16 protein-coding genes, 2 pseudogenes and 1 riboswitch are annotated in these 18,879 nt (G+C 38.8%); of the genes and pseudogenes, 4 read left to right on the top strand and 14 right to left on the bottom strand.

Going from position 1 to position 18,879, the window contains the following annotated elements:
* Positions 1–347 precede the first annotated feature (347 nt).
* Entirely contained in the window at positions 348–890 is a 543-nt protein-coding gene (gene yfcE / locus LIZ98_RS13040) for a phosphodiesterase (RefSeq protein WP_227091871.1), read from the bottom strand.
* Positions 891–1,185: 295 nt separating this feature from the next.
* On the opposite strand from yfcE, the gene LIZ98_RS13035 reads away from it, so the two are divergent.
* Genes LIZ98_RS13035 through LIZ98_RS13025 form a run of 3 tightly spaced genes read left to right on the top strand, consistent with a single transcriptional unit; the run spans position 1,186 to position 4,272 of the window.
* Positions 1,186–2,403, top strand: a complete 1,218-nt coding sequence (locus LIZ98_RS13035; RefSeq protein ID WP_227139873.1) for an efflux RND transporter periplasmic adaptor subunit — start codon at positions 1,186–1,188, stop codon at positions 2,401–2,403.
* Positions 2,387–3,067, top strand: a complete 681-nt coding sequence (locus LIZ98_RS13030) for an ABC transporter ATP-binding protein (protein WP_304502981.1) — start codon at positions 2,387–2,389, stop codon at positions 3,065–3,067. Before LIZ98_RS13035 ends, LIZ98_RS13030 begins: the two co-directional genes overlap by 17 nt.
* Positions 3,064–4,272, top strand: a complete 1,209-nt coding sequence (locus tag LIZ98_RS13025) for an ABC transporter permease (protein WP_227139872.1) — start codon at positions 3,064–3,066, stop codon at positions 4,270–4,272. Before LIZ98_RS13030 ends, LIZ98_RS13025 begins: the two co-directional genes overlap by 4 nt.
* 68 nt (positions 4,273–4,340) lie before the next feature.
* Here LIZ98_RS13025 and LIZ98_RS13020 read toward each other — a convergent pair whose 3' ends face one another.
* The 7 genes and pseudogenes from LIZ98_RS13020 to LIZ98_RS12995 all read right to left on the bottom strand — a co-directional run bounded on the left by LIZ98_RS13020 (position 4,341) and on the right by LIZ98_RS12995 (position 9,962).
* The gene (locus LIZ98_RS13020; protein ID WP_227139871.1) at positions 4,341–4,700 is read right to left on the bottom strand and encodes a hypothetical protein; all 360 of its coding nucleotides are present in this window, start codon (positions 4,698–4,700) and stop codon (positions 4,341–4,343) included.
* Positions 4,693–5,442: an EAL domain-containing protein gene (locus tag LIZ98_RS13015; protein ID WP_052514638.1), complete on the bottom strand. Its 750-nt coding sequence runs from the start codon at positions 5,440–5,442 to the stop codon at positions 4,693–4,695. The genes LIZ98_RS13020 and LIZ98_RS13015 overlap by 8 nt, the downstream gene beginning before the upstream one ends.
* A 275-nt stretch (positions 5,443–5,717) precedes the next feature.
* Positions 5,718–5,816: riboswitch (cyclic di-GMP riboswitch) on the bottom strand.
* 902 nt (positions 5,817–6,718) lie between these two features.
* Positions 6,719–6,835: pseudogene (locus tag LIZ98_RS18200) on the bottom strand (PTS sugar transporter subunit IIB); the annotation flags it as partial.
* Positions 6,836–6,854: 19 nt separating this feature from the next.
* Positions 6,855–7,019 (bottom strand): annotated as a pseudogene (locus tag LIZ98_RS18195) (LiaF domain-containing protein); the annotation flags it as partial.
* A gap of 464 nt (positions 7,020–7,483) precedes the next feature.
* Positions 7,484–8,119: a PspA/IM30 family protein gene (locus LIZ98_RS13005; RefSeq protein WP_041846995.1), complete on the bottom strand. Its 636-nt coding sequence runs from the start codon at positions 8,117–8,119 to the stop codon at positions 7,484–7,486.
* 45 nt (positions 8,120–8,164) lie between these two features.
* Positions 8,165–8,518, bottom strand: a complete 354-nt coding sequence (locus tag LIZ98_RS13000; protein WP_227139869.1) for a lmo0954 family membrane protein — start codon at positions 8,516–8,518, stop codon at positions 8,165–8,167.
* 526 nt (positions 8,519–9,044) lie between these two features.
* Positions 9,045–9,962: a diacylglycerol kinase gene (locus LIZ98_RS12995; RefSeq protein WP_034768033.1), complete on the bottom strand. Its 918-nt coding sequence runs from the start codon at positions 9,960–9,962 to the stop codon at positions 9,045–9,047.
* Positions 9,963–10,128: 166 nt separating this feature from the next.
* Between LIZ98_RS12995 and LIZ98_RS12990 the strand changes: the two genes are divergently transcribed.
* Complete coding sequence (locus LIZ98_RS12990) at positions 10,129–11,577, top strand: NAD-dependent succinate-semialdehyde dehydrogenase (protein WP_304502980.1); 1,449 nt, start codon at positions 10,129–10,131, stop codon at positions 11,575–11,577.
* 167 nt (positions 11,578–11,744) lie between these two features.
* On the opposite strand, the gene alr is transcribed toward LIZ98_RS12990, so the two are convergent.
* The 6 genes from alr to gatC form a co-directional block, all read right to left on the bottom strand.
* Positions 11,745–12,923, bottom strand: a complete 1,179-nt coding sequence (gene alr, locus LIZ98_RS12985) for an alanine racemase (protein WP_227139868.1) — start codon at positions 12,921–12,923, stop codon at positions 11,745–11,747.
* A 318-nt stretch (positions 12,924–13,241) separates the two neighbouring features.
* Complete coding sequence (locus LIZ98_RS12980; protein WP_227139867.1) at positions 13,242–14,066, bottom strand: aldo/keto reductase; 825 nt, start codon at positions 14,064–14,066, stop codon at positions 13,242–13,244.
* A gap of 329 nt (positions 14,067–14,395) precedes the next feature.
* The gene (locus LIZ98_RS12975; protein ID WP_309240458.1) at positions 14,396–14,950 is read right to left on the bottom strand and encodes a thioredoxin family protein; all 555 of its coding nucleotides are present in this window, start codon (positions 14,948–14,950) and stop codon (positions 14,396–14,398) included.
* A 354-nt stretch (positions 14,951–15,304) separates the two neighbouring features.
* On the bottom strand, positions 15,305–16,735 hold the full coding sequence (gatB, locus tag LIZ98_RS12970; protein ID WP_041846992.1) for an Asp-tRNA(Asn)/Glu-tRNA(Gln) amidotransferase subunit GatB: 1,431 nt from the start codon (positions 16,733–16,735) through the stop codon (positions 15,305–15,307).
* A gap of 12 nt (positions 16,736–16,747) precedes the next feature.
* Entirely contained in the window at positions 16,748–18,205 is a 1,458-nt protein-coding gene (gatA, locus tag LIZ98_RS12965; RefSeq protein ID WP_227139866.1) for an Asp-tRNA(Asn)/Glu-tRNA(Gln) amidotransferase subunit GatA, read from the bottom strand.
* Positions 18,206–18,217: 12 nt separating this feature from the next.
* Complete coding sequence (gene gatC, locus LIZ98_RS12960; RefSeq protein ID WP_034767996.1) at positions 18,218–18,508, bottom strand: Asp-tRNA(Asn)/Glu-tRNA(Gln) amidotransferase subunit GatC; 291 nt, start codon at positions 18,506–18,508, stop codon at positions 18,218–18,220.
* Positions 18,509–18,879 lie beyond the last annotated feature (371 nt).

Raw genomic sequence — 18,879 nt, 5'->3', positions numbered from 1 at the left:
GAAAAGGTCTCGCCGCCAAAAAATGGGGTTTCTCGGCTCAAAATGACGACGAGAACGCGGCTCGTCGCCAAAAAATGGGGTTTCCCGGCTCAAAATGGTGACGAGATTAAGTCTCGTCGCCAAAACATGACTTTCTGACCTAAAAACGACGACGAGATTAGGTCTCGTCGCCAAAAACATAACTTTCTGACCTAAAAACGACGACGAGAACAAGTCTCGCCGACAATAATCCGACTTCCCCACCTTAAAATTGCGACAAAAATGCTCTCGTCAACCAAAAATAAAATTCCCTCCTCATCCATCGACGAGAAGGGCTTTGGTTTTCTAACGTGCAAAACTCTAAATAGTTATAACTTCAAAGTCTTTATTGGCGTTTGACTATCAAGACTCCATAATTCAATTTGTCCATTTTCATAAAACGCAAAAGACCTCGACTCATCTTTTGGAATCGTTGTACTTCCGGGATTTAGGACAATCACTCCGTCCCGTTTTTCCAGCACCTTTACATGTGTATGTCCTGAAACGACCACTTGGCAACCCAACTCTTTTGCCCGTTGCAGCCGCTCTTCTTCCGTTTCCTCATATCCATGAACAACATAAAACCGATAATGATCAAATTCGATGACTCTCGATTTTTGTGAAAGGTCTTGCTCCAAAACCATTTCATCCACATCGGCATCACAATTTCCGCGAACATAAACGATATCGGTCCGACTTTTAAGAAGTTCCGTTAACTGTTTAGGATCATAGTTTTTCGGAAGATCATTTCGCGGACCGTGATAAAGAACATCTCCAACATGACAAACCAATTCAGCCCCTTTTAACAAATCAAGAGCTTGAAGTGTATCCTCATAACCACCATGCGTATCGCTAATAAATCCAAGCTTCATTTCAATCCCTCACAATCAATGATTCATTACTTTTTATATCATTATACCACTATCTTCCATAGATATTTATGATTTAATATATTTTGGAAAGGGGTTACTTATTGTAAAATTAAATGCAACAGATCGAAAAAGGTTATCTTACTCTCCGAAAAACTCGTAAAAATTTTGTAGTATTTTTGTAAAATATTTGTTATAATTTCTCCGTAGTGTGTAGAAAATTCTGCGTAATTAGTGAATTTTTACAACACACAAACATTTAAGAGATTGAATGAATACTTGTTTGGGAGGATGGCATGTGAAAAGAAAAAAGATTTTGATATGGATTATCTCGATTGTCGGCGTATTAGCAGTTGCAGGAGTAATTATTTTTTTATCACAAGGAAAAAAAGCAGACGTGGCAAGTAGTGAAAGTGAAAATATGAGTATCATGGTTCAAAAAGCGAAAGAACAAGAATTAGTTGAAACAATATTAGTGACCGGGGAAATTGTTCCAGAGAGTGAACAAAAAGTATTCTTGGAGCCGGATAAAGGTGATATAAGCGAATATAAAGTTGAAGAAAATCAAGCAGTAAAAGCCGGTGACCCTTTATTTGTATATAACTCTACTAATCTGGATGCTGAATACAATAAAGCCGTTCGTGAAAAAGAGTTAATTCAAAAGAGAGCCAATACGGAACAAAGTCAAATTGCAGCATTAAATAAACGGATTGAAGAAGCAAAAAAGAAACAACCAGCGAACAATCAAGAGTTAGCTCCTGATGCAGTTGAACCGCAAGAAGACATAAACCAATTGACCAGCGAAAAAACACAATTGGAACTTCAATATGAAAACACAAAAGCGGAAATCGCAGCCGCACAAGATTTAATCAATGAGCTCAATACGCGTAAAAAGGAATTAACCGTAGTCAGTAAAATTGACGGAATTGTTGTGAAGGTAAATAAAAATATTGCGAAAACCGAAACAGGATCCACTGAACCTGTCGTACATATTATTTCCAATAGTCCATATAAAGTAATTGGAACGATGAGTGAGTTCGATGCAGTAAAAATTCAACCGGGACAAGAAGTAGTTGTCCGGCCAAAAGTGTTTAAAGATCGTGAATGGAAAGGTGTTGTTGAATCGGTTTCGCAATTTCCAAACGCCGAGGGGAGTGGAGAATCAATGGACAATACGGGCGGGGGAAATGTAACGATGTATCCGTTCAAGGTTGCCATAACCGATGACACATCAGAACTTCGACAAGGTTTCCATGTATCCCTTGAAGTAAAAATTGTTGGAGCAGATAAACTCCCTGTTGTTCCGCATACTGCGATTTTGGATGAAGGTGAGGTATCCGTTTGTTACGTTCTTTCAGGAGGAAAATTAGAAAGACGTGAGGTAAAAACCGGGGCCATGAATGATGAATTAATCCAAATCACTGAAGGCGTAACAAAAGATGAGCTCGTCGTTGTGTCTCCAGATGAAAGTATGCACGATGGCATGGAGGTGACCGCTTTTGATGAAATTGAGTGAAATCACCAAAGTTTACGGGAAGGGTTCACTTGAAGTTCCCGTCTTACATGACATTAGCTTACAAATTGAAGATGGTGAATTTGTTGCCATCATGGGGCCATCCGGCTCAGGAAAATCAACCTTAATGAACATTATCGGCTTTTTAGATTACCCTACTTCCGGCAGTTATGAGTTGAACGGTGAAAAAATCGGACAAGAAAAGGAAAAGAAACTGGCAAAATTGAGAAATGAACATATTGGATTTGTTTTTCAACAATTCTTTTTACTTCCAAGGTTGAATGTTTTAAAAAATGTCGAGTCTCCACTTATCTATGCCGGTGTTCCGAAGCGGAAAAGAATCGAGCAAGCAAAACTAATGCTTGAAAAAGTAGGTTTAGGAGACCGCATGAAACATTTACCAAATGAATTATCGGGTGGACAAAAGCAACGGGTTGCCATTGCACGGGCACTTGTCAATAACCCCTCGATTCTATTAGCAGACGAACCGACAGGAGCACTGGATTCAAAGACAAGTAAGCAAATCATGGAACTATTCGTCCAATTCAACAAAGAAGGAAAAACGGTCGTTATTGTTACCCATGAGGAAGAGGTTGCCGCATATACCAACAGGGTTATTACCATAAAGGACGGAAGAATAACGGATGACCAGAGGAGAAGGCCATGAGTATAGTTGAAAGTTTTAAATTAGCATTATCCTCCATTTGGAAACATAAGGTACGTTCGATTTTAACCATGCTCGGGGTTATTATCGGGGTCGCTGCGGTGATTATCATTGTTGCCATTGGTCAGGGTGCAAAAACAAAAATGACCGAAGAATTATTTGCTACAGAAGAAAATGCTGTTGATCTTTGGTACGAACCGATTCCTGTCGAAGGGCAAGATGAAGCTGAGATGAGTTGGGAGGAGCCTGTGTTAACTTCTGAGGATGTAGAAGTATTATCCAAGGTTCCGGGTGTTAAAGCCGTTATTGCCACCAATCAAGGCTGGGGGCCGATGGTTTACGAAGACAAGCAAGGGGAAATGCAAATTACCGGGGTCGGACCCGAGTTTTTCACTGCCAGAAATATTCAAGTAGTTGAAGGACGCCCGATAAATTCAAGAGATACAGACGGTTTGAATCGTGTGATTATGGTTGACACGAAAGCCAGGGAAAAATTTTTCAAAAATAAAGCAGATATTATTGGTGAAATTGTTGACGTAAACGGGAATCCTTATAAAGTTGTGGGCGTTTATGAGTCCCCGATACCGGAACAATATCGTAGTGAAGATGGTGAAATGCTCATGCCCCGTACGGTGATTTCGATGATGTTCGGGAATAGAGAGATTGAGCAGTTAGCCGTTGTCGCCAGTGACCCGGAAAAAATATCTGAAACAGGAAGACTTGCTGCCGAAACATTAACGAAAGCGAAAAAACTTGAAGACGGGCAGTACAACATCAATGACTTTTCAGATTACGAAAAAGAGGTAGATACGGTTATTAACTTGATGACACTTTTCATCGGAAGTATCGCCGGAATTTCCTTATTAGTAGGCGGAATTGGCGTTATGAATATTATGCTTGTTTCGGTGACGGAAAGAACGAGGGAAATTGGACTGAGAAAAGCGATCGGTGCGACACGCGGCAGAATATTATTACAGTTTCTTATTGAATCAATGACATTAACTTCAATTGGCGGTCTTGTTGGTATTGGACTTGCTATCATCGGAGCTATGATGGTTTCAAAATGGTCACCTATTACGGCAACGGTTAGTCCGATTGTCATAATCATCGGGGTTGGATTTTCTGCGTTCATTGGCATTATTTTTGGCATCCTTCCCGCCAACAAAGCATCCAAGCTAAGCCCAATCGACGCATTGAGGTATGAATAGGAGAACATACAAGGGTTCTCCTATTTTTTTACGCTTTCAAATCATTTTCTGGTAGCCTCAGCCTTGCCCTAAAACCTGAGCCATAAACGAACATTACTTGTTGAGAAATCAACTTTTGGTATTGCTTTTCTGTTTTTTAAATTTTCTAGGAAAAAGATAAAGTTTTTTATATCCTTTAGAACCTGCATAAAATCGACAATACTAAAATTAATGGAAATATGGTATTTAATATAGCCATACAAAACTTTTTCATCAATAAAATCAATAAACTTAATATCTGTATAGGAATACACATAATGTAATATTCGGTTTAACGATTCCTTAATTTCTTTATACATTACATTTGAGGGATCAAGATCAAACTGCTGCTTTAATAAATTCCACCGATATTCTTCCTTCAATTTCGGCAATTTATTCTCGTTAATCACTTGTAACTACTTCTTCCTTTTTTATATAAGTATTCAATAAGGCTGGTTTTCCTAAAAAATATCCTTGTCCGTACGTAACCCCATTTTCTTTGGCACTCATTAAGTCCTCCTCAGTTTCCAATCCCTCTAAAATCACGCTGGAGTCAAGCAGCTGAATCATTGACTTTAATACTTTCTGTTTATTAGGTGTTCTTGATAAACCTTCTGAAAAGTACTTATCTAATTTCACAATATCCGGATTAATTTCAAGAATCGTTTTCATATTTGAATATCCTTTTCCTACATCATCAAGTGCCACCAGAAATCCATTTTTTCTTAATTGACCGATCGCATTTTTAAATACCGGTAAATTTATTTCACATTCAGATTCATTTATTTCAAAAACAATCTGCTGTGGAGAAAGATTCGTCATTAATAATATTGTTTGTAAAAATTCTTTCATACCAGAACTCAGTATGGTTGACGGAAACACATTAATGAATAAAAATAATCCCGTTAAATCGGATTCTCTCTCAGAAACAAATCTAAAAACAGACTCGATTGAATATTTGTCCAGCTTTATTAACTGTTTTGTTGACTTGGCCATTTCAAATAAACGTTCAGGATTATGGACTTGTTCTGATCTCAATAAAAACTCATAGCCAATAATTTTGTTTTGCTTTAGTTCAAAAATTGGCTGAACAACATGATAAAAATTGTAGTTATTTTTATTTAACGACATCTGCTTTTCTAACTTACTCATTTACGCACCCCGACTTTACCACATATTTTAAACAAACTTGGGCGCCCGAGCCTTAAGGTGACTCGTGACGCATAGTTCACCGAAAAATTAATTTTTTCAGCTTGATGTATTTTCGCGTAACTTTCCTTGTTACACTTACACTTAATACTTAAAATTTCCCGCAACAAACGAATTCATATCCTTTTGGAAAATTTATCCTTTCTTATAGGTAAAAAAAAAATGACTACTCCCGGTCACCCTAGAATAGCCATTGTAAAGATAAAACTGATTCATCCGTTGGCAACCAGGCGATCATAGTAGAAAATCTTTGAATTTCCAACCTTAGACCCTAGGCTTTGCGTCCTATCCTTTCGAATAGTTTGCCCTAAAATATTTGATTTTTTATCGTACTCATCCTGTAAAAAGCGACATTCTTCACAAAAGTTACAACAAATGTTACAGGTTCCGGTGAAATGGCGCTACTCCCTTTTCACGTATGAAAAACATACACTCCGCTGTCAAAGGAATTCGTTTTCTTAATTTTATGCCCTCACTTTTGAAAATGTACTAAAATTCACTTTTACAGCATCGATTTTCTTTACATTTTTTCGTTTGATCACTCATTTCATTCTTCAATAGAATAACGAAAATATTTTAGTTAATACGTTGTCCTAGCATGGCTATGCTCAATACTGAACATTACTTTGAAGTTTAAAATTGTTGCGGACTCTTGGAGTGTTTGCATCATGATAGGGAAATCTATTGTTGGGAACGCTTCTAGCCACACAAAAATCTTTATCTACTATATTTTTATATTGCTTTTTACAATAACTAACTTTATTACAAATTTCGATAAAATTCAACATTTTTCTCGAAAATTTATGTCCTACTAAATACCCAAATAGCCTATTTTTGAGAGTCTTATCCTCAAAAAAACTATTTCATGTCATACTAAATATGGGTTATTCAAATTTTGCGGAAAACTTTTCATAAGGTGTGACTTAAGAAAAGCGCAGAGCGCCCGCTTAGCGACGTACAAACTGGAGCGCCCCGCAATGAGATAAAGGAAACACGGCGAGGGACGAGCCGATGTTGACTTATCGTAGTGGAGGGGAGTGAAGTTTGCTAGTCGCTGGCGCTCGGAGCTAGACAATAAAACTAATCCCGAGTTATTTACCTGTATTTTTATACTTTCTTATACTATCAAAAAATTAGGTTGGTGAATCAATGACCCACCAACCGAACCTTACTATGCTTTGTTTTCTATTAACGTTAAGGCAGCAAATAATACTTTATCTCAATCCATCATTCCATAATTCAATGAATCAATTACATCTATTGGAACACCTTTCGGATCACACAATGTTTTTAATGATTGGAGTTAGCGTACTTGTGGTCCAAGTAAAACTAGATCGATTCCTTATAATATGTCGTATCGAGATCACAGCCGTGTCCTGGGGCAGAACGGTATTACTTAAATCAATAATCCGATTGCCAAAAGCACCATAAATATTGATATCACGCCATTGATAGGCATTATCTTCCGTTTTTTGATTACCGAACAGTTTATGGTCAAATAATGGCTCTATTTTTATCATATCTTCTTGATTTATTATCTTACCCGGTAAGGAAGGAGTAAGCGTTTCTGTTTGTTTTTTAGATTTTACATATTCAAACACAAATAGAACAAGGACGGCAACAATAAAGAAACGTACAGCCCAAATATTTAGGACAGAAATAACTGTACAAAGGAAAAAGAACCAAAATAAAATTTTTCCCCATAATTTATGAAAATTTTTCCAGCCGATAAACAGAAGAACAATGAAGAGCAGAGTGGGAATAATTGTACTGCCAAAAGAAAAAATAATTTCAGCAAAAAGGAGGATCACACCAATGATCAATATCCAGTTAAATGTATCGGTTTGGAAACGTCTGAACATCCATGTCATCCTCCTTTCATCGTAATTTGACCAGCGGAACATTTTAAGTAAAAGGTATAGGGTCAACTATGTGACACCTATACCAGTATATCATGTTTATTTCTCGTTTTTGTCCTTGTTAACTAATTTGTGTTTTCTTTTTCATTTAATTCCTTTTCCAACTCTGCAATTTTACTATCGAATGTACTGCGGTAGTAGGAACGATTCACTTGGTTTTCTAGAACTTCAATATACCGCTCCATTTCATCAAACTTAGAGAATGGTTTTTCAGAAACATTTTCCATTACCCGATTTATTTGATGGTTCGCACGGGCAATGTTTTCTCTTCCCATTAATTCCATCCTGCGCAAATGCATATCCTTTAATCGATGTTTCATCTCTTCATACTTTTGTTCCAGTTTCTCTAATTGTTCAATCGCTTCCTGACGTGATGCTTTCATCCGTTCCGCACGTGCTTGATATTCTTCATAATCCTTCATTGCGAAGGTATACATTTCTTCTTCTCCGGCTTTTTCAGCAATTTTTGCCTGCTTCAACCGTTTATCCGCAAAATCTTGTGCCCTATGATACTCTTTTGTAAATTCTTCTTTTAGTTTATACTGGCGCTCAATTAACTTATGAACTCTTTCCTTTTCCTGTTCTGCTTGCCGCAAGTATTGATTCAATGCTTTCAAAGGATTTTTTTGTTCCTTTTTGTCTAGTACATCATGTAAATCCGCCTCAATCGAATCTTTAATCCGTGTAAAAATATTTGCCATTCCAATCGCTCCTTTTTTTGTACATTTCCTTTATTTCAATATTCCCTACTTATTCAGCTCTGCCCATTCACGTTCGAAATTTGTAAACGGGTCATCATCCTTCATCACACCGATAACTGGGTCGTGATCGTCTTTTTTCCAACTTTTATATATATAGTAAAGGGCAAAAGCTGCAGCAACACCGATGATTGCATAAATGTTTGAAAATGCAATTCCAAAGACAATTAACCCAAGTATCACCCAGCCAATTTTTCCTGGTGTAGAATCGCTCCTGATGAATTTTTTAAAAATAATATACAGAAGCCAAACACTAAGAGCTAATAGTACGATTGGGCCAAGGTTTGCTAATAGTATGAGAAGAGCGGCCAGCCCTCCAACAAAGAGCAGAAATTTTTTCATGTGCATTGCCTCCTTTCTTCTTGATTCCATCTTACCGAGAAATAACTTTTTAGATAATGAGCTTTAGAAATATTTTGTACTAGGTCTTGGGGCGTACTGTCATGTAGTTCTTAAAATAGGGAAGGAATAGATTTGGCAAAAAACATGGGATATAAAGGGCGGAAATCTTTGTTGACAAATTACAGGGGGAAAATAAAGGCAGAAATATGGGCTGTATAGGAAGAAATTTTTTGCTAACAAAATACAGTGGGTAAAGTAAAGAGAAAATATGGGATATAAATGAGGAATCTTCGTGAACAAATGATAGTGCAAAAAAGCAGGCAGGAACTTTGTGGATTAATATAGGATTACTTTATTCAGTGAGGGAATCGGTATCCCCCACTGAATAGTTAGTTGATCCAAACGGACTTTTACGAGTAGCCCTCCTCCAACCACCTATCTTCATTAGAGCAAATCCGGCGGTGGAAACCAGACTTTATCTTGGAAAAAGAACCTGTGATGTAAACTTTTATATTACGCTTTATCATTAAATACCCATTTTATCTTCCGGACGGAGTTTTTCAACCGGAGCAAAGATCTCAAGATGACGATATAAGTTTTGAAATTCACATGGTGCCGTACCGCCTAATTCTCCATCCAGATTAATTAATACTTCTTGCGGTGCTGTAACTTTTATGTAACTTGCTTTTGTATAAATGACATTTGGATCATTAATATGTTCGCCGCGCAAAGCTAATGTAACGACACGAATAAATTCAGCTAAATTTGTCTTTTTCAATACTAATAAAGTAAAAAATCCATCATTTAAAGAAGCATCCGGGGCCAGTTTTTCAAATCCACCAACTGAGTTCGTTAATGCAATCAAAAAAAGCATGACTTCCCCTTCAAATAATTTTCCGTCATATTCTAATTTAATTTCCGATGCTTTGATTGAAGGTAACATTTCAATACCTTTTAAATAATATGCTAATTGTCCAAGAACTGTTTTCAACTTGCTCGGAACTTCATAGGTCAACTCGGTTAATCGACCCCCACCGGCAATATTAATAAAATATTTTTTATTCATCCGACCAATATCAATTGGGATCGTGTCACCTTTAATAATTATATCTGTAGCTGCCAAAATATCCCGTGGAATATGAAGAGCTCTTGCAAAATCATTTGTTGTCCCGACCGGAATTAAGCCGACTTTTGGACGATAATCTTGTTCGGCAAGTCCATTGACAACTTCATTTAATGTTCCGTCCCCACCTGCCGCAATCACGATGTCATATTTTCTGTCAACTGCTATTTTTGCAGCTCTAGTTGCATCTCCGGCTCCGGTCGTTGCATGACAGGATGTTTCATAGCCGGCTACTTCTAATTTTTCCAAAACTTCGGGTAAATGCCGCTTGAAAACTTCTCTCCCTGATGTTGGATTATAAATAATTCGCGCTCTTTTCATATATCATCATCCATTTACAAGTAATTTTTCAACTATAAATCATAATATATCAATCATGCGAGCAAGGCAAGTAAACCGAAGCCCTCTTTTATTGTTCTGAGCATTTTTCTGTTAAATTTTTCTAATATTTAGTATAATTTATTTATCCCCTTTAGGAGGTTTGATTATGTCGACACGCACTGTTTTGTTAAATCGTATGTATATTAATGGCGAATGGGTCAAGGCGATTTCGGGCGAGACATTCCCGGTCATGAATCCGGCGAATGGCAGGCAGATTGCAACCGTACCAAACGGTGGATGGGAAGATGCCAAGCTGGCCGTTGATGCTGCTTATGATGCTTTTAAAAAATGGTCCGGCAAAACAGCAGAAGAAAGAAGTCATTTATTAAGAAGATGGTATGATTGTATAATGGATAATAAAACAGAAATAGCCGAAACATTGACGCTTGAACAGGGAAAACCGATGAAAGAGGCATTGGGCGAGATTACATATGGGGCAAGTTTTGTTTCTTGGTATGCTGAAGAAGCAAAAAGAATTTACGGTGAAACGATTCCCGCTTCAGCTGTGAATAAGCGGATACTTGTCTTGAAACAGCCAGTCGGTGTCGTCTGTGCGATTACGCCATGGAATTTTCCGGCTGCGATGATTACGCGAAAAGTAGCTCCTGCACTTGCTGCCGGATGTACGGTGGTTATCAAACCTGCGGAACAAACACCGTTGACGGCCTTGAAACTTGCTGAAGCCGCGGAAAAGGCCGGGATTCCAAAAGGGGTCATTAATTTTGTCACCGGGGATGCTGCAGAGATTGGTGATGCTTGGTTAAAAGACTCACGGGTTCGAAAACTGACTTTTACCGGTTCTACTGAAGTCGGCAAGCTGTTAATGCGTGGTTCTGCAGATACGGTAAAAAAAGTGTCATTAGAGTTAGGCGGGCATGCACCATTTATTGTTTTTCCTGATGCCGACCTGGATGAGGCAATAGAAGGGGTGATGGTTTCAAAATTCCGGAATAATGGGCAAACTTGTGTCTGTGCCAACAGAATCTATGTTCATGAGTCAATTTTGGATGAATTTGTGGAAAAATTCCGTGCAGAGACAAAGAAATTAGTTATTGGTGATGGCCTAAATCCGGAAACGCAGATTGGACCGCTTATTGATGAGGCCGCTTTTAAAAAAGTGGAAAGTCATATTGAAGATGCCCTTTTGAAAGGCGGTAAAATTGAATATGGCGGCGGTCGAGTTATTGAATTGCATGACGGCTATTTTGTACAACCGACAATTATCAGCGGTGTTACAGAAGATATGAAAATTATGCAAGAGGAAACATTCGGTCCGGTCGCCCCGGTTATTTCCTTTCAAGACGTGGATGATGTGATTGAACGTGCGAACAACACACCGTATGGACTTGCCGCCTATATTTTTACGAGAGATTTACAAACAGCCATTACTGTTTCCGAGCGACTGGAATACGGCATTGTCGGTATCAATGACGGACTTCCCTCTGTTGCCCAGGCTCCATTCGGAGGAATTAAAGAAAGCGGTATCGGACGAGAAGGTGGCCACCACGGGATTGAAGAATTTTTAGAAGTGAAATATGTTTCTATTAAAATCTAAAAAGGATTGTCCAAAAGTAGCAATCTAGTCATTGTATCAAACTTTTCAAACATGAAAGGGGCAGCCAAAAGTCGAAAAATTGACTTTCCGGACGCCCCTCTCGTATGATTTATGCTTTTTTTAGAAGAATGTTGAATGATCAGGTCGTTGTATTGAACTTAGCCAAATTAACGATTTTCTGCATTTAGTAGACTTTTAACCCCTTGGATAACACCGTTTTTGATAAATACCCTTGGAATTCGTTTTCCAATCAAGCAAGTCGTTTCATAGTGTATCGTCCCCATTTGCTCGGCCACTTCATCCAAAGAAATAAAGCCGTCATTCACGTCACCAAATATCGTCACAACGTCATCCGTATGAACATCTCGAATATCCGTTACATCAATCATTGACTGATCCATGCAAATCCGTCCAACAATCGGCGCCCTCTCACCTTTCACAGTCACATGGCCTTTATTCGAAAGTGACCGGGAAAAACCGTCTGCATAACCGATCGGAATTGTGGCAATGATTGATTTACGTTCAGGTGCAAATGTACATCCGTAACTAATCGGTTGACCGGCATCTACCGTTTTTACAAATACCGGTTTCGTTTTTAAGCTCATCACTTGTTTTAATGAAGGAAGTTTTTCTTTCAAGTGTTCTGCCGGATACAAACCGTAAAGACTAATACCGACACGAACCATATCCATATGCATTTCCGGAAAGGCGATGGTTGCCGCACTGTTACAACAATGCTTGATCGGAATGTAAATTTGATTTTCTTCAAATAAATTGATCACTTCAGTAAATTTTTTGTACTGTTGGTAAGTATAAGTCAGATCTGTCGAATCAGCGTCGGCAAAATGAGTAAAAATCCCTTCCAACTCCACAAAATCAGAATGGATGGACGTAACAAGTTCCAATGCTTCTACCTTATGATTAACACCGATTCGGGTCATCCCGGTATCAATTTTTATATGAACGCGGGCAAGTTTTTTATACTCTTCGGCAACTTGAGAAATCTTCTCCAAAACATCCCGGGTAAAAACAGTTAAGGTAATATCATTTAAAATCGCTTCTTTTACTGCCTCTTTCGGTGTATAGCCGAGTATTAATATTGGTGCAGTAATACCGGCGTTACGCAGCTCGATTGCCTCGTCTAAAAATGCAACCGCCAAGTAAGCTGCACCTGCATCTAATGCCGCTTGAGCGACTTCAATGGCGCCATGACCATAACCATCTGCTTTTACAACTGCACAAAATTTCGTGTCAGGTTTTAAATGCTTAAGAAATGTTTTTACATTATGTTGAACGGCATCTAAAGATATTTCAGCCCATGCATCACGATAACTACCATAACTCATTTAGATCCTCCTAGTATGGCACTTTAAAATGGTGTATAAATATTAATATTATCAGTATACGCCCCTTGAAAATGAAAGACAACCCAACAATCGGATTCTAAAAATAAATTCTTAAGAAATGACAAAGGGGAAAATTTGAAAAAATGTTATCCCAGCTTCATCGTGGGAGTAACTAAGAAATAGATACCTTTAATATGCATTTAATGTTTCATGCGTCAGGCTCACGACTAACAAAAAACGGTCTTCATCGCAGGTATGAAGACCATAAGTGATTATTTGGAATCGGACAGTCACGCAAACTGTCTTTTAATCATTTATTTATCTCTTGTTGAATTCGCTCGGTACAGCACCGATTCGTAAATTTCTGTCCAATGCCGTCATTTTTTCCATATCTTCCGCTGTTAATTCAAAATCAAATACATCAAAGTTTTCCTCGATACGTGAAGGTGTGACCGATTTTGGAATCGTGATAACCCCCGTTTGCAAGTGCCAGCGAAGAATGACTTGAGCTGCTGTTTTTCCATGGGCTTTCGCAATTTCTTTCACAACGGAATCATTTAATACATCTTTTCCATTCATTAACGGACTGTACGCTTCAAGGATAATATGATGTTTTTCACAAAAATCTTGGAGCTCCCTCTGTTGGAAATACGGGTGACGTTCCACTTGATTAACAACCGGGACAACTTCACATTCATTAAGCAAGCGTTCTAAGTGCTCGATATCAAAATTGCAAACACCTATTGCTTTGGCACGCCCGTCTTTATAAATTTTTTCCATTGCTTTGTATGTATCGACATATTGGTCATATTTTGGTGTCGGCCAATGGATTAGATATAAATCGATATAATCAAGGCCAAGACGTTCCAAGCTTGCATCAAATGCTTTTAATGTATTTTCATACCCGTGGTCTGCATTCCATACTTTTGTTGTAATAAAAAGTTCTTCACGGGGAACATTGCTTTCCTTTATGGCCCGGCCAACCCCTTTTTCATTTCCGTAAATCATTGCCGTATCAATGGAACGATAGCCAACTTCCAACGCTTTTTTTACAACAGGTGTTGCTTGTTCGTCGGATACTTGCCAAACACCAAAGCCTAACTGTGGCATTTTTAAACCATTGTTTAATGTGATATAGTCCATTTATTATCCTTCCTTTCCATGAATGATCATCTAATAATACCATGCTCGAATTAAAATCCGTATTATTAACTATTTTTCACCTTAACGGGCAGTTAGTCCTACAACCTTACACCTCAAGATTTTCAAGTTTTACAAAGGATAATTGTGGTACGAACGGCCCGCATGCGTCCGATTAGTTCAACTAACCATCAGTGGAGGTTTCACTTTATCCCGTAACTAAATTGTTCCCCTGATGGTTTTAGAGAAATCAAAGAATGTAAAGGGTGACGATAAGTTCCTGATTGGTTCAACTAACCATCAGTGGGAAGAGAACCCCGCTGATGGAAGTTTCACTTTATTTTTCCTATTATGCTCGTGGCGACTTGCTTCCATACTTGTTCATCTTCCAGGAAATATTTTTTCATGGCTTTATACATTTCCTTTTGTTTTTCAGAGAATTCCGGTGCTTCTTTGTTTGGTAATTTGGCACGCTCACGTTCAACATATTCCTGAACTTCCGGTGCCCTTGGTCCCCATACGGCATATTCATTTCCTTTTTCATCAATAAATATGTATATAGGAATTGATCTGGACGTCCCATTCGTTAAATATTGATCCATCAGCTCAAGATTTTGATCACGGAGAAGAAACCGAACTTCCACTCCAGCGGTTTCAGCAATCTTCATGAATATTGGATTGTTAAGCATGGCATCACCGCACCAATCCTCGGTTATTACAATTGCTCTTAAGTTCTTTCCTTTTAAATTTTTTAAAGTTTCGACGTTCCCTGGACTTAGTTGAAACCGTTCGTATATGGAAAGCATTTCTTCTTTATTGACAGTCATTTGATCAATATACTGTCGATAAGTCATTCCTTTTTCATACCACTGGATAAGTGTTGCCACATAACCACCTCACCGTAAATATTGAATGTACTTATAATTATAAAGTTTTTGAGATGGAATTTACATTCTATTGATTTGTGATTTTATGAGCAAATATATTTTATTTTAATATAGTTTTTTGGCTTGTGACAGAATGTACATAAACGCTATTATTCTTTTTGGGCTGATTCGGTCCCAAGAACTGGGCTCGGGATACTTTTCCATCTTCCCCCAGCTAAATTTGACCTCGGAAGCCAATCTCGCGGACACTTTTCCAGCTACCGCCGCTAAATTTGCCCTCAAGAGCTTGAATTTTTACCTGTACTTTTTTCTGAAAAAAGGAACCGCCTAACGAAACGGTTCCCTCATCTCATATTATCGTTTTTTAATTTCTTCTAGTAAAATCTTGTTCAATAGCTGCGGGTTGGCTTGTCCTTTCGTTGCCTTCATGATTTGACCAACAAGGAAGCCAATTGCCCGGTCTTTCCCGTTTTTATAGTCCTCAATAGATTGTGGGTTGGCATCCAAAGCCTCGGTGACGAATTTCAACAATGTTGCTTCATCAGAAATTTGGACGAGTCCTTTTTCTTTCACGATTTTTTCCGGATCGCCGCCTTTTTCGACGAGCTCTTTAAATACTTTTTTCGCTAATTTAGATGATAAAGTGCCTTTTTCAATCAATTTGATCATACCAGCTAAACTTTCCGGTGTTAAAGCAATATCGTGAAGTTCTTTTTGTTCAGCGTTCAAATAAGCACTAACTTCACCCATGAGCCAGTTGGAGGCTTGTTTTGCGCCTGCCCCGGCTGCAACTGTTGCTTCAAAGAAATCCGACATTTCTTTCGTTAATGTCAAGACCATTGCGTCATATGCTGGAAGACCAAGTTCCTCCACATAACGTTTTTTTCGTGCATCCGGAAGTTCCGGAATCTCCCGCCGAACGCGTTCTTTCCATTCCTCATCAATATATAAATCAACAAGATCCGGTTCCGGGAAGTAACGATAATCTTCAGAACCTTCTTTTACCCGCATCAAAATCGTTTCACCGGTTGCCTCATCGTAACGGCGCGTTTCTTGTCGGACGACCCCGCCGGATAAAAGAACTTTTTCTTGCCGCTTAATTTCGTATTCAAGACCTTTTCGAACAAAGTTGAACGAGTTTAAGTTTTTCAATTCGGTTTTCGTTCCAAACTCCTCTTGTCCGATTGGGCGGATAGAAACATTGGCGTCACAGCGTAAGGAGCCTTCTTCCATGCGAACATCAGAAACGCCAGTGTATTGGATAATCGATTTCAATTTTTCCAAATAAGCATATGCTTCTTCCGGTGTACGGATATCCGGCTCAGACACAATTTCAATGAGCGGCGTTCCTTGACGGTTAAAATCGACTAATGAATAACCATCGTTTCCGTGGAATAATTTTCCGGCATCTTCCTCTAAATGAAGACGAGTAATTCCAATTTTTTTCTTCTTCCCGTCGACTTCAATTTCAATCCAGCCATGTTCACCGATTGGTTTGTCATATTGGGAAATTTGATAGGCTTTCGGATTGTCCGGATAAAAATAGTTTTTTCGGTCAAATTTTGTTTCGGTTGCGATCTGGCAATTAAGAGCCATTGCCGCTTTCATTGCATAGTTAACCGCTTCTTTATTTAATACTGGCAGTACGCCGGGATAACCTAAGTCAATCACATTCGTATTTGTATTTGGTTCTGCGCCAAAATGGGCCGGTGCAGGCGAGAAAACTTTCGATTGGGTTTTTAACTCAACATGCACTTCTAAACCGATAACAGCTTCGAAATTCATCCTTTTCACCCCTTACAGTTGTGGTTTTTGTTTATGATAGTCAGTAGCTTGTTCAAATGCATGTGCAACACGATAAACAGTCGCTTCATCAAAATGTTTACCGATGATTTGTAAACCCATTGGAAGTCCGTTGTCAAAACCGCATGGAACGGAAATCCCCGGTACGCCTGCCAAATTAACAGGTATCGTTAAAAGATCATTCGCATACATCGTTAACGGGTCATCAATTTGGGCGCCAATTTTAAATGCCGGTGTTGGTGCTGTCGGTCCAACAATCACATCATATTCTTCAAACACTTTTTCAAAATCTTGCTTGATTAATGTCCGTACTTGCTGCGCTTTTTTATAATAGGCATCATAATAACCGGAACTTAGGGCAAACGTTCCAAGCATAATCCGGCGTTTAACTTCATCACCAAATCCTTCAGAACGGGTCTTTTTGTATAAATCAATTAAGTTTTCAGCTCCTTGTGCCCGGTAACCGTAACGAATCCCGTCAAAACGAGCCAAGTTGGATGACGCCTCAGAAGAAGCAAGTAAATAATAGGTTGCGACGCCATATTTCGAATGCGGAAGGGACACTTCTTCCCATGTCGCACCTAATTTTTCTAAAACTTTCAGTGCTTCTAAAATGGCGTTGCGGACGGATTCTTGGACACCTTCCCCCAAATATTCTTTAGGGACGGCAATCCGTAATCCCTTTACATCTCCGGTCAGTTGTTCTACATAGTTTGGAACCGGAAGATTGGCGGAGGTCGAGTCATATGGATCAACACCGGAAATCGCTTGAAGTAAATACGCATTATCTTCAACATTCCTCGTGATTGGTCCGATTTGATCTAGGGAAGACGCAAAAGCAACCAATCCAAATCGGGAAACGCGACCGTATGTAGGTTTTAGGCCAACGACACCACAATAAGCAGCCGGCTGACGAATCGATCCACCGGTGTCAGAACCTAATGTGAATGGAACTTCTCCGGCAGCAACCGCAGCAGCCGAACCACCGGAAGACCCACCCGGAACATAGTCTAAATTCCAAGGATTGAATGTTCTTTGATAGTGGGAAGTTTCGGTCGATCCACCCATGGCAAATTCATCCATATTCAATTTTCCAATCATGACTGTTTCGGCATTATGTAATTTTTGCATAACCGTTGCATCGTAAATCGGGTCAAAGTTTTCGAGAATTTTGCTCGCACAAGTGGTACGAACACCTTTTGTCACGATATTGTCCTTAATTCCGATCGGCATGCCAAATAAAATACCGGTTGAATCGCCGCCAGCAAGTTTTTCATCTAACTGTTTTGCTTTATTCCGAGCATTTTCTTCATCTAAGGTTAAAAAGGCTTGGACTTTACCTTCCACTTCCGAAATTCTTTTAAATGACTCATCAACTAAGTCCGAAACGGAAACTTCCTTTTTTTGTAAAAGCTCATGTAAATCTTTCATTTTATGGTCAAATAGTGACATGGATATCCCTCCTTACTCAAGAATAGATGGTACACGGAAAAGTCCATCTTTATGGTCTGGTGCATTTTTTAAAACTTCTTCCCTTGGTAAACCGGGAACAGCCACATCTTCACGCAATACATTTTTAATATCAAGAACGTGGGATGTTGGTTCTACATTGGTTGTATCAAGTTCGTTCAACTGTTCGGCAAAACCGATAATGGCGTCCAATTGAGTCGTGAACTTTTCGATTTCTTCCTCACTGAATGACAATCTGGCTAAATCAGCCACATGCTTTACTTGTTCTTTTGAAATTCTGGACATGATTTCACCTCCACATTTTTCAGAAAAAAATGATCCTATAGAAGCAAATACAATCGTATTTCGCAATGCATTTTGCAAAACTATCTACTATTTTACCATGTTTTACAAGATTTCCGAAATAGAAGGGAAAAATTCTTTTTATATGTGGCCGATTTACGGTCTACAACGAAAAACTCTGTGGTGAGCCTAGCGCTACATGATGGTCTATGGGACAAAAACGACGGAATTTGAAACAGAAATGTCTCATAGAACGGCTCTATGGGACAAATTTTGTGGGAAAATAAGCTAAAATGTCCCATAGATGTACCGGATTCACGGTCTATGGGACAAAAACGACGGAATTTGAAACAGAAATGTCTCATAGAACGGCT

The organism is Caldibacillus sp. 210928-DFI.2.18, from assembly GCF_020554505.1.
In the GTDB taxonomy this organism is placed as follows: Bacteria; Bacillota; Bacilli; order Bacillales; family Caldibacillaceae; genus Caldifermentibacillus; species Caldifermentibacillus hisashii.
The sequence above is the reverse complement of the archived record's forward strand: the minus strand, read 5'-3'. Positions and strand labels throughout refer to the sequence as shown.

Bases quoted from the DNA above. Each gene is read 5' to 3' on its own strand.
- yfcE (WP_227091871.1), bottom strand. From the start codon at position 890: ATGAAGCTTGGATTTATTAGCGATACGCATGGTGGTTATGAGGATACA.
- LIZ98_RS13025 (WP_227139872.1), top strand. From the start codon at position 3,064: ATGAGTATAGTTGAAAGTTTTAAATTAGCATTATCCTCCATTTGGAAA.
- LIZ98_RS13015 (WP_052514638.1), bottom strand. From the start codon at position 5,442: ATGAGTAAGTTAGAAAAGCAGATGTCGTTAAATAAAAATAACTACAAT.
- LIZ98_RS13005 (WP_041846995.1), bottom strand. From the start codon at position 8,119: ATGGCAAATATTTTTACACGGATTAAAGATTCGATTGAGGCGGATTTA.
- LIZ98_RS13000 (WP_227139869.1), bottom strand. From the start codon at position 8,518: ATGAAAAAATTTCTGCTCTTTGTTGGAGGGCTGGCCGCTCTTCTCATA.
- LIZ98_RS12995 (WP_034768033.1), bottom strand. From the start codon at position 9,962: ATGAAAAGAGCGCGAATTATTTATAATCCAACATCAGGGAGAGAAGTT.
- LIZ98_RS12990 (WP_304502980.1), top strand. From the start codon at position 10,129: ATGTCGACACGCACTGTTTTGTTAAATCGTATGTATATTAATGGCGAA.
- alr (WP_227139868.1), bottom strand. From the start codon at position 12,923: ATGAGTTATGGTAGTTATCGTGATGCATGGGCTGAAATATCTTTAGAT.
- LIZ98_RS12980 (WP_227139867.1), bottom strand. From the start codon at position 14,066: ATGGACTATATCACATTAAACAATGGTTTAAAAATGCCACAGTTAGGC.
- gatB (WP_041846992.1), bottom strand. From the start codon at position 16,735: ATGAATTTCGAAGCTGTTATCGGTTTAGAAGTGCATGTTGAGTTAAAA.
- gatA (WP_227139866.1), bottom strand. From the start codon at position 18,205: ATGTCACTATTTGACCATAAAATGAAAGATTTACATGAGCTTTTACAA.
- gatC (WP_034767996.1), bottom strand. From the start codon at position 18,508: ATGTCCAGAATTTCAAAAGAACAAGTAAAGCATGTGGCTGATTTAGCC.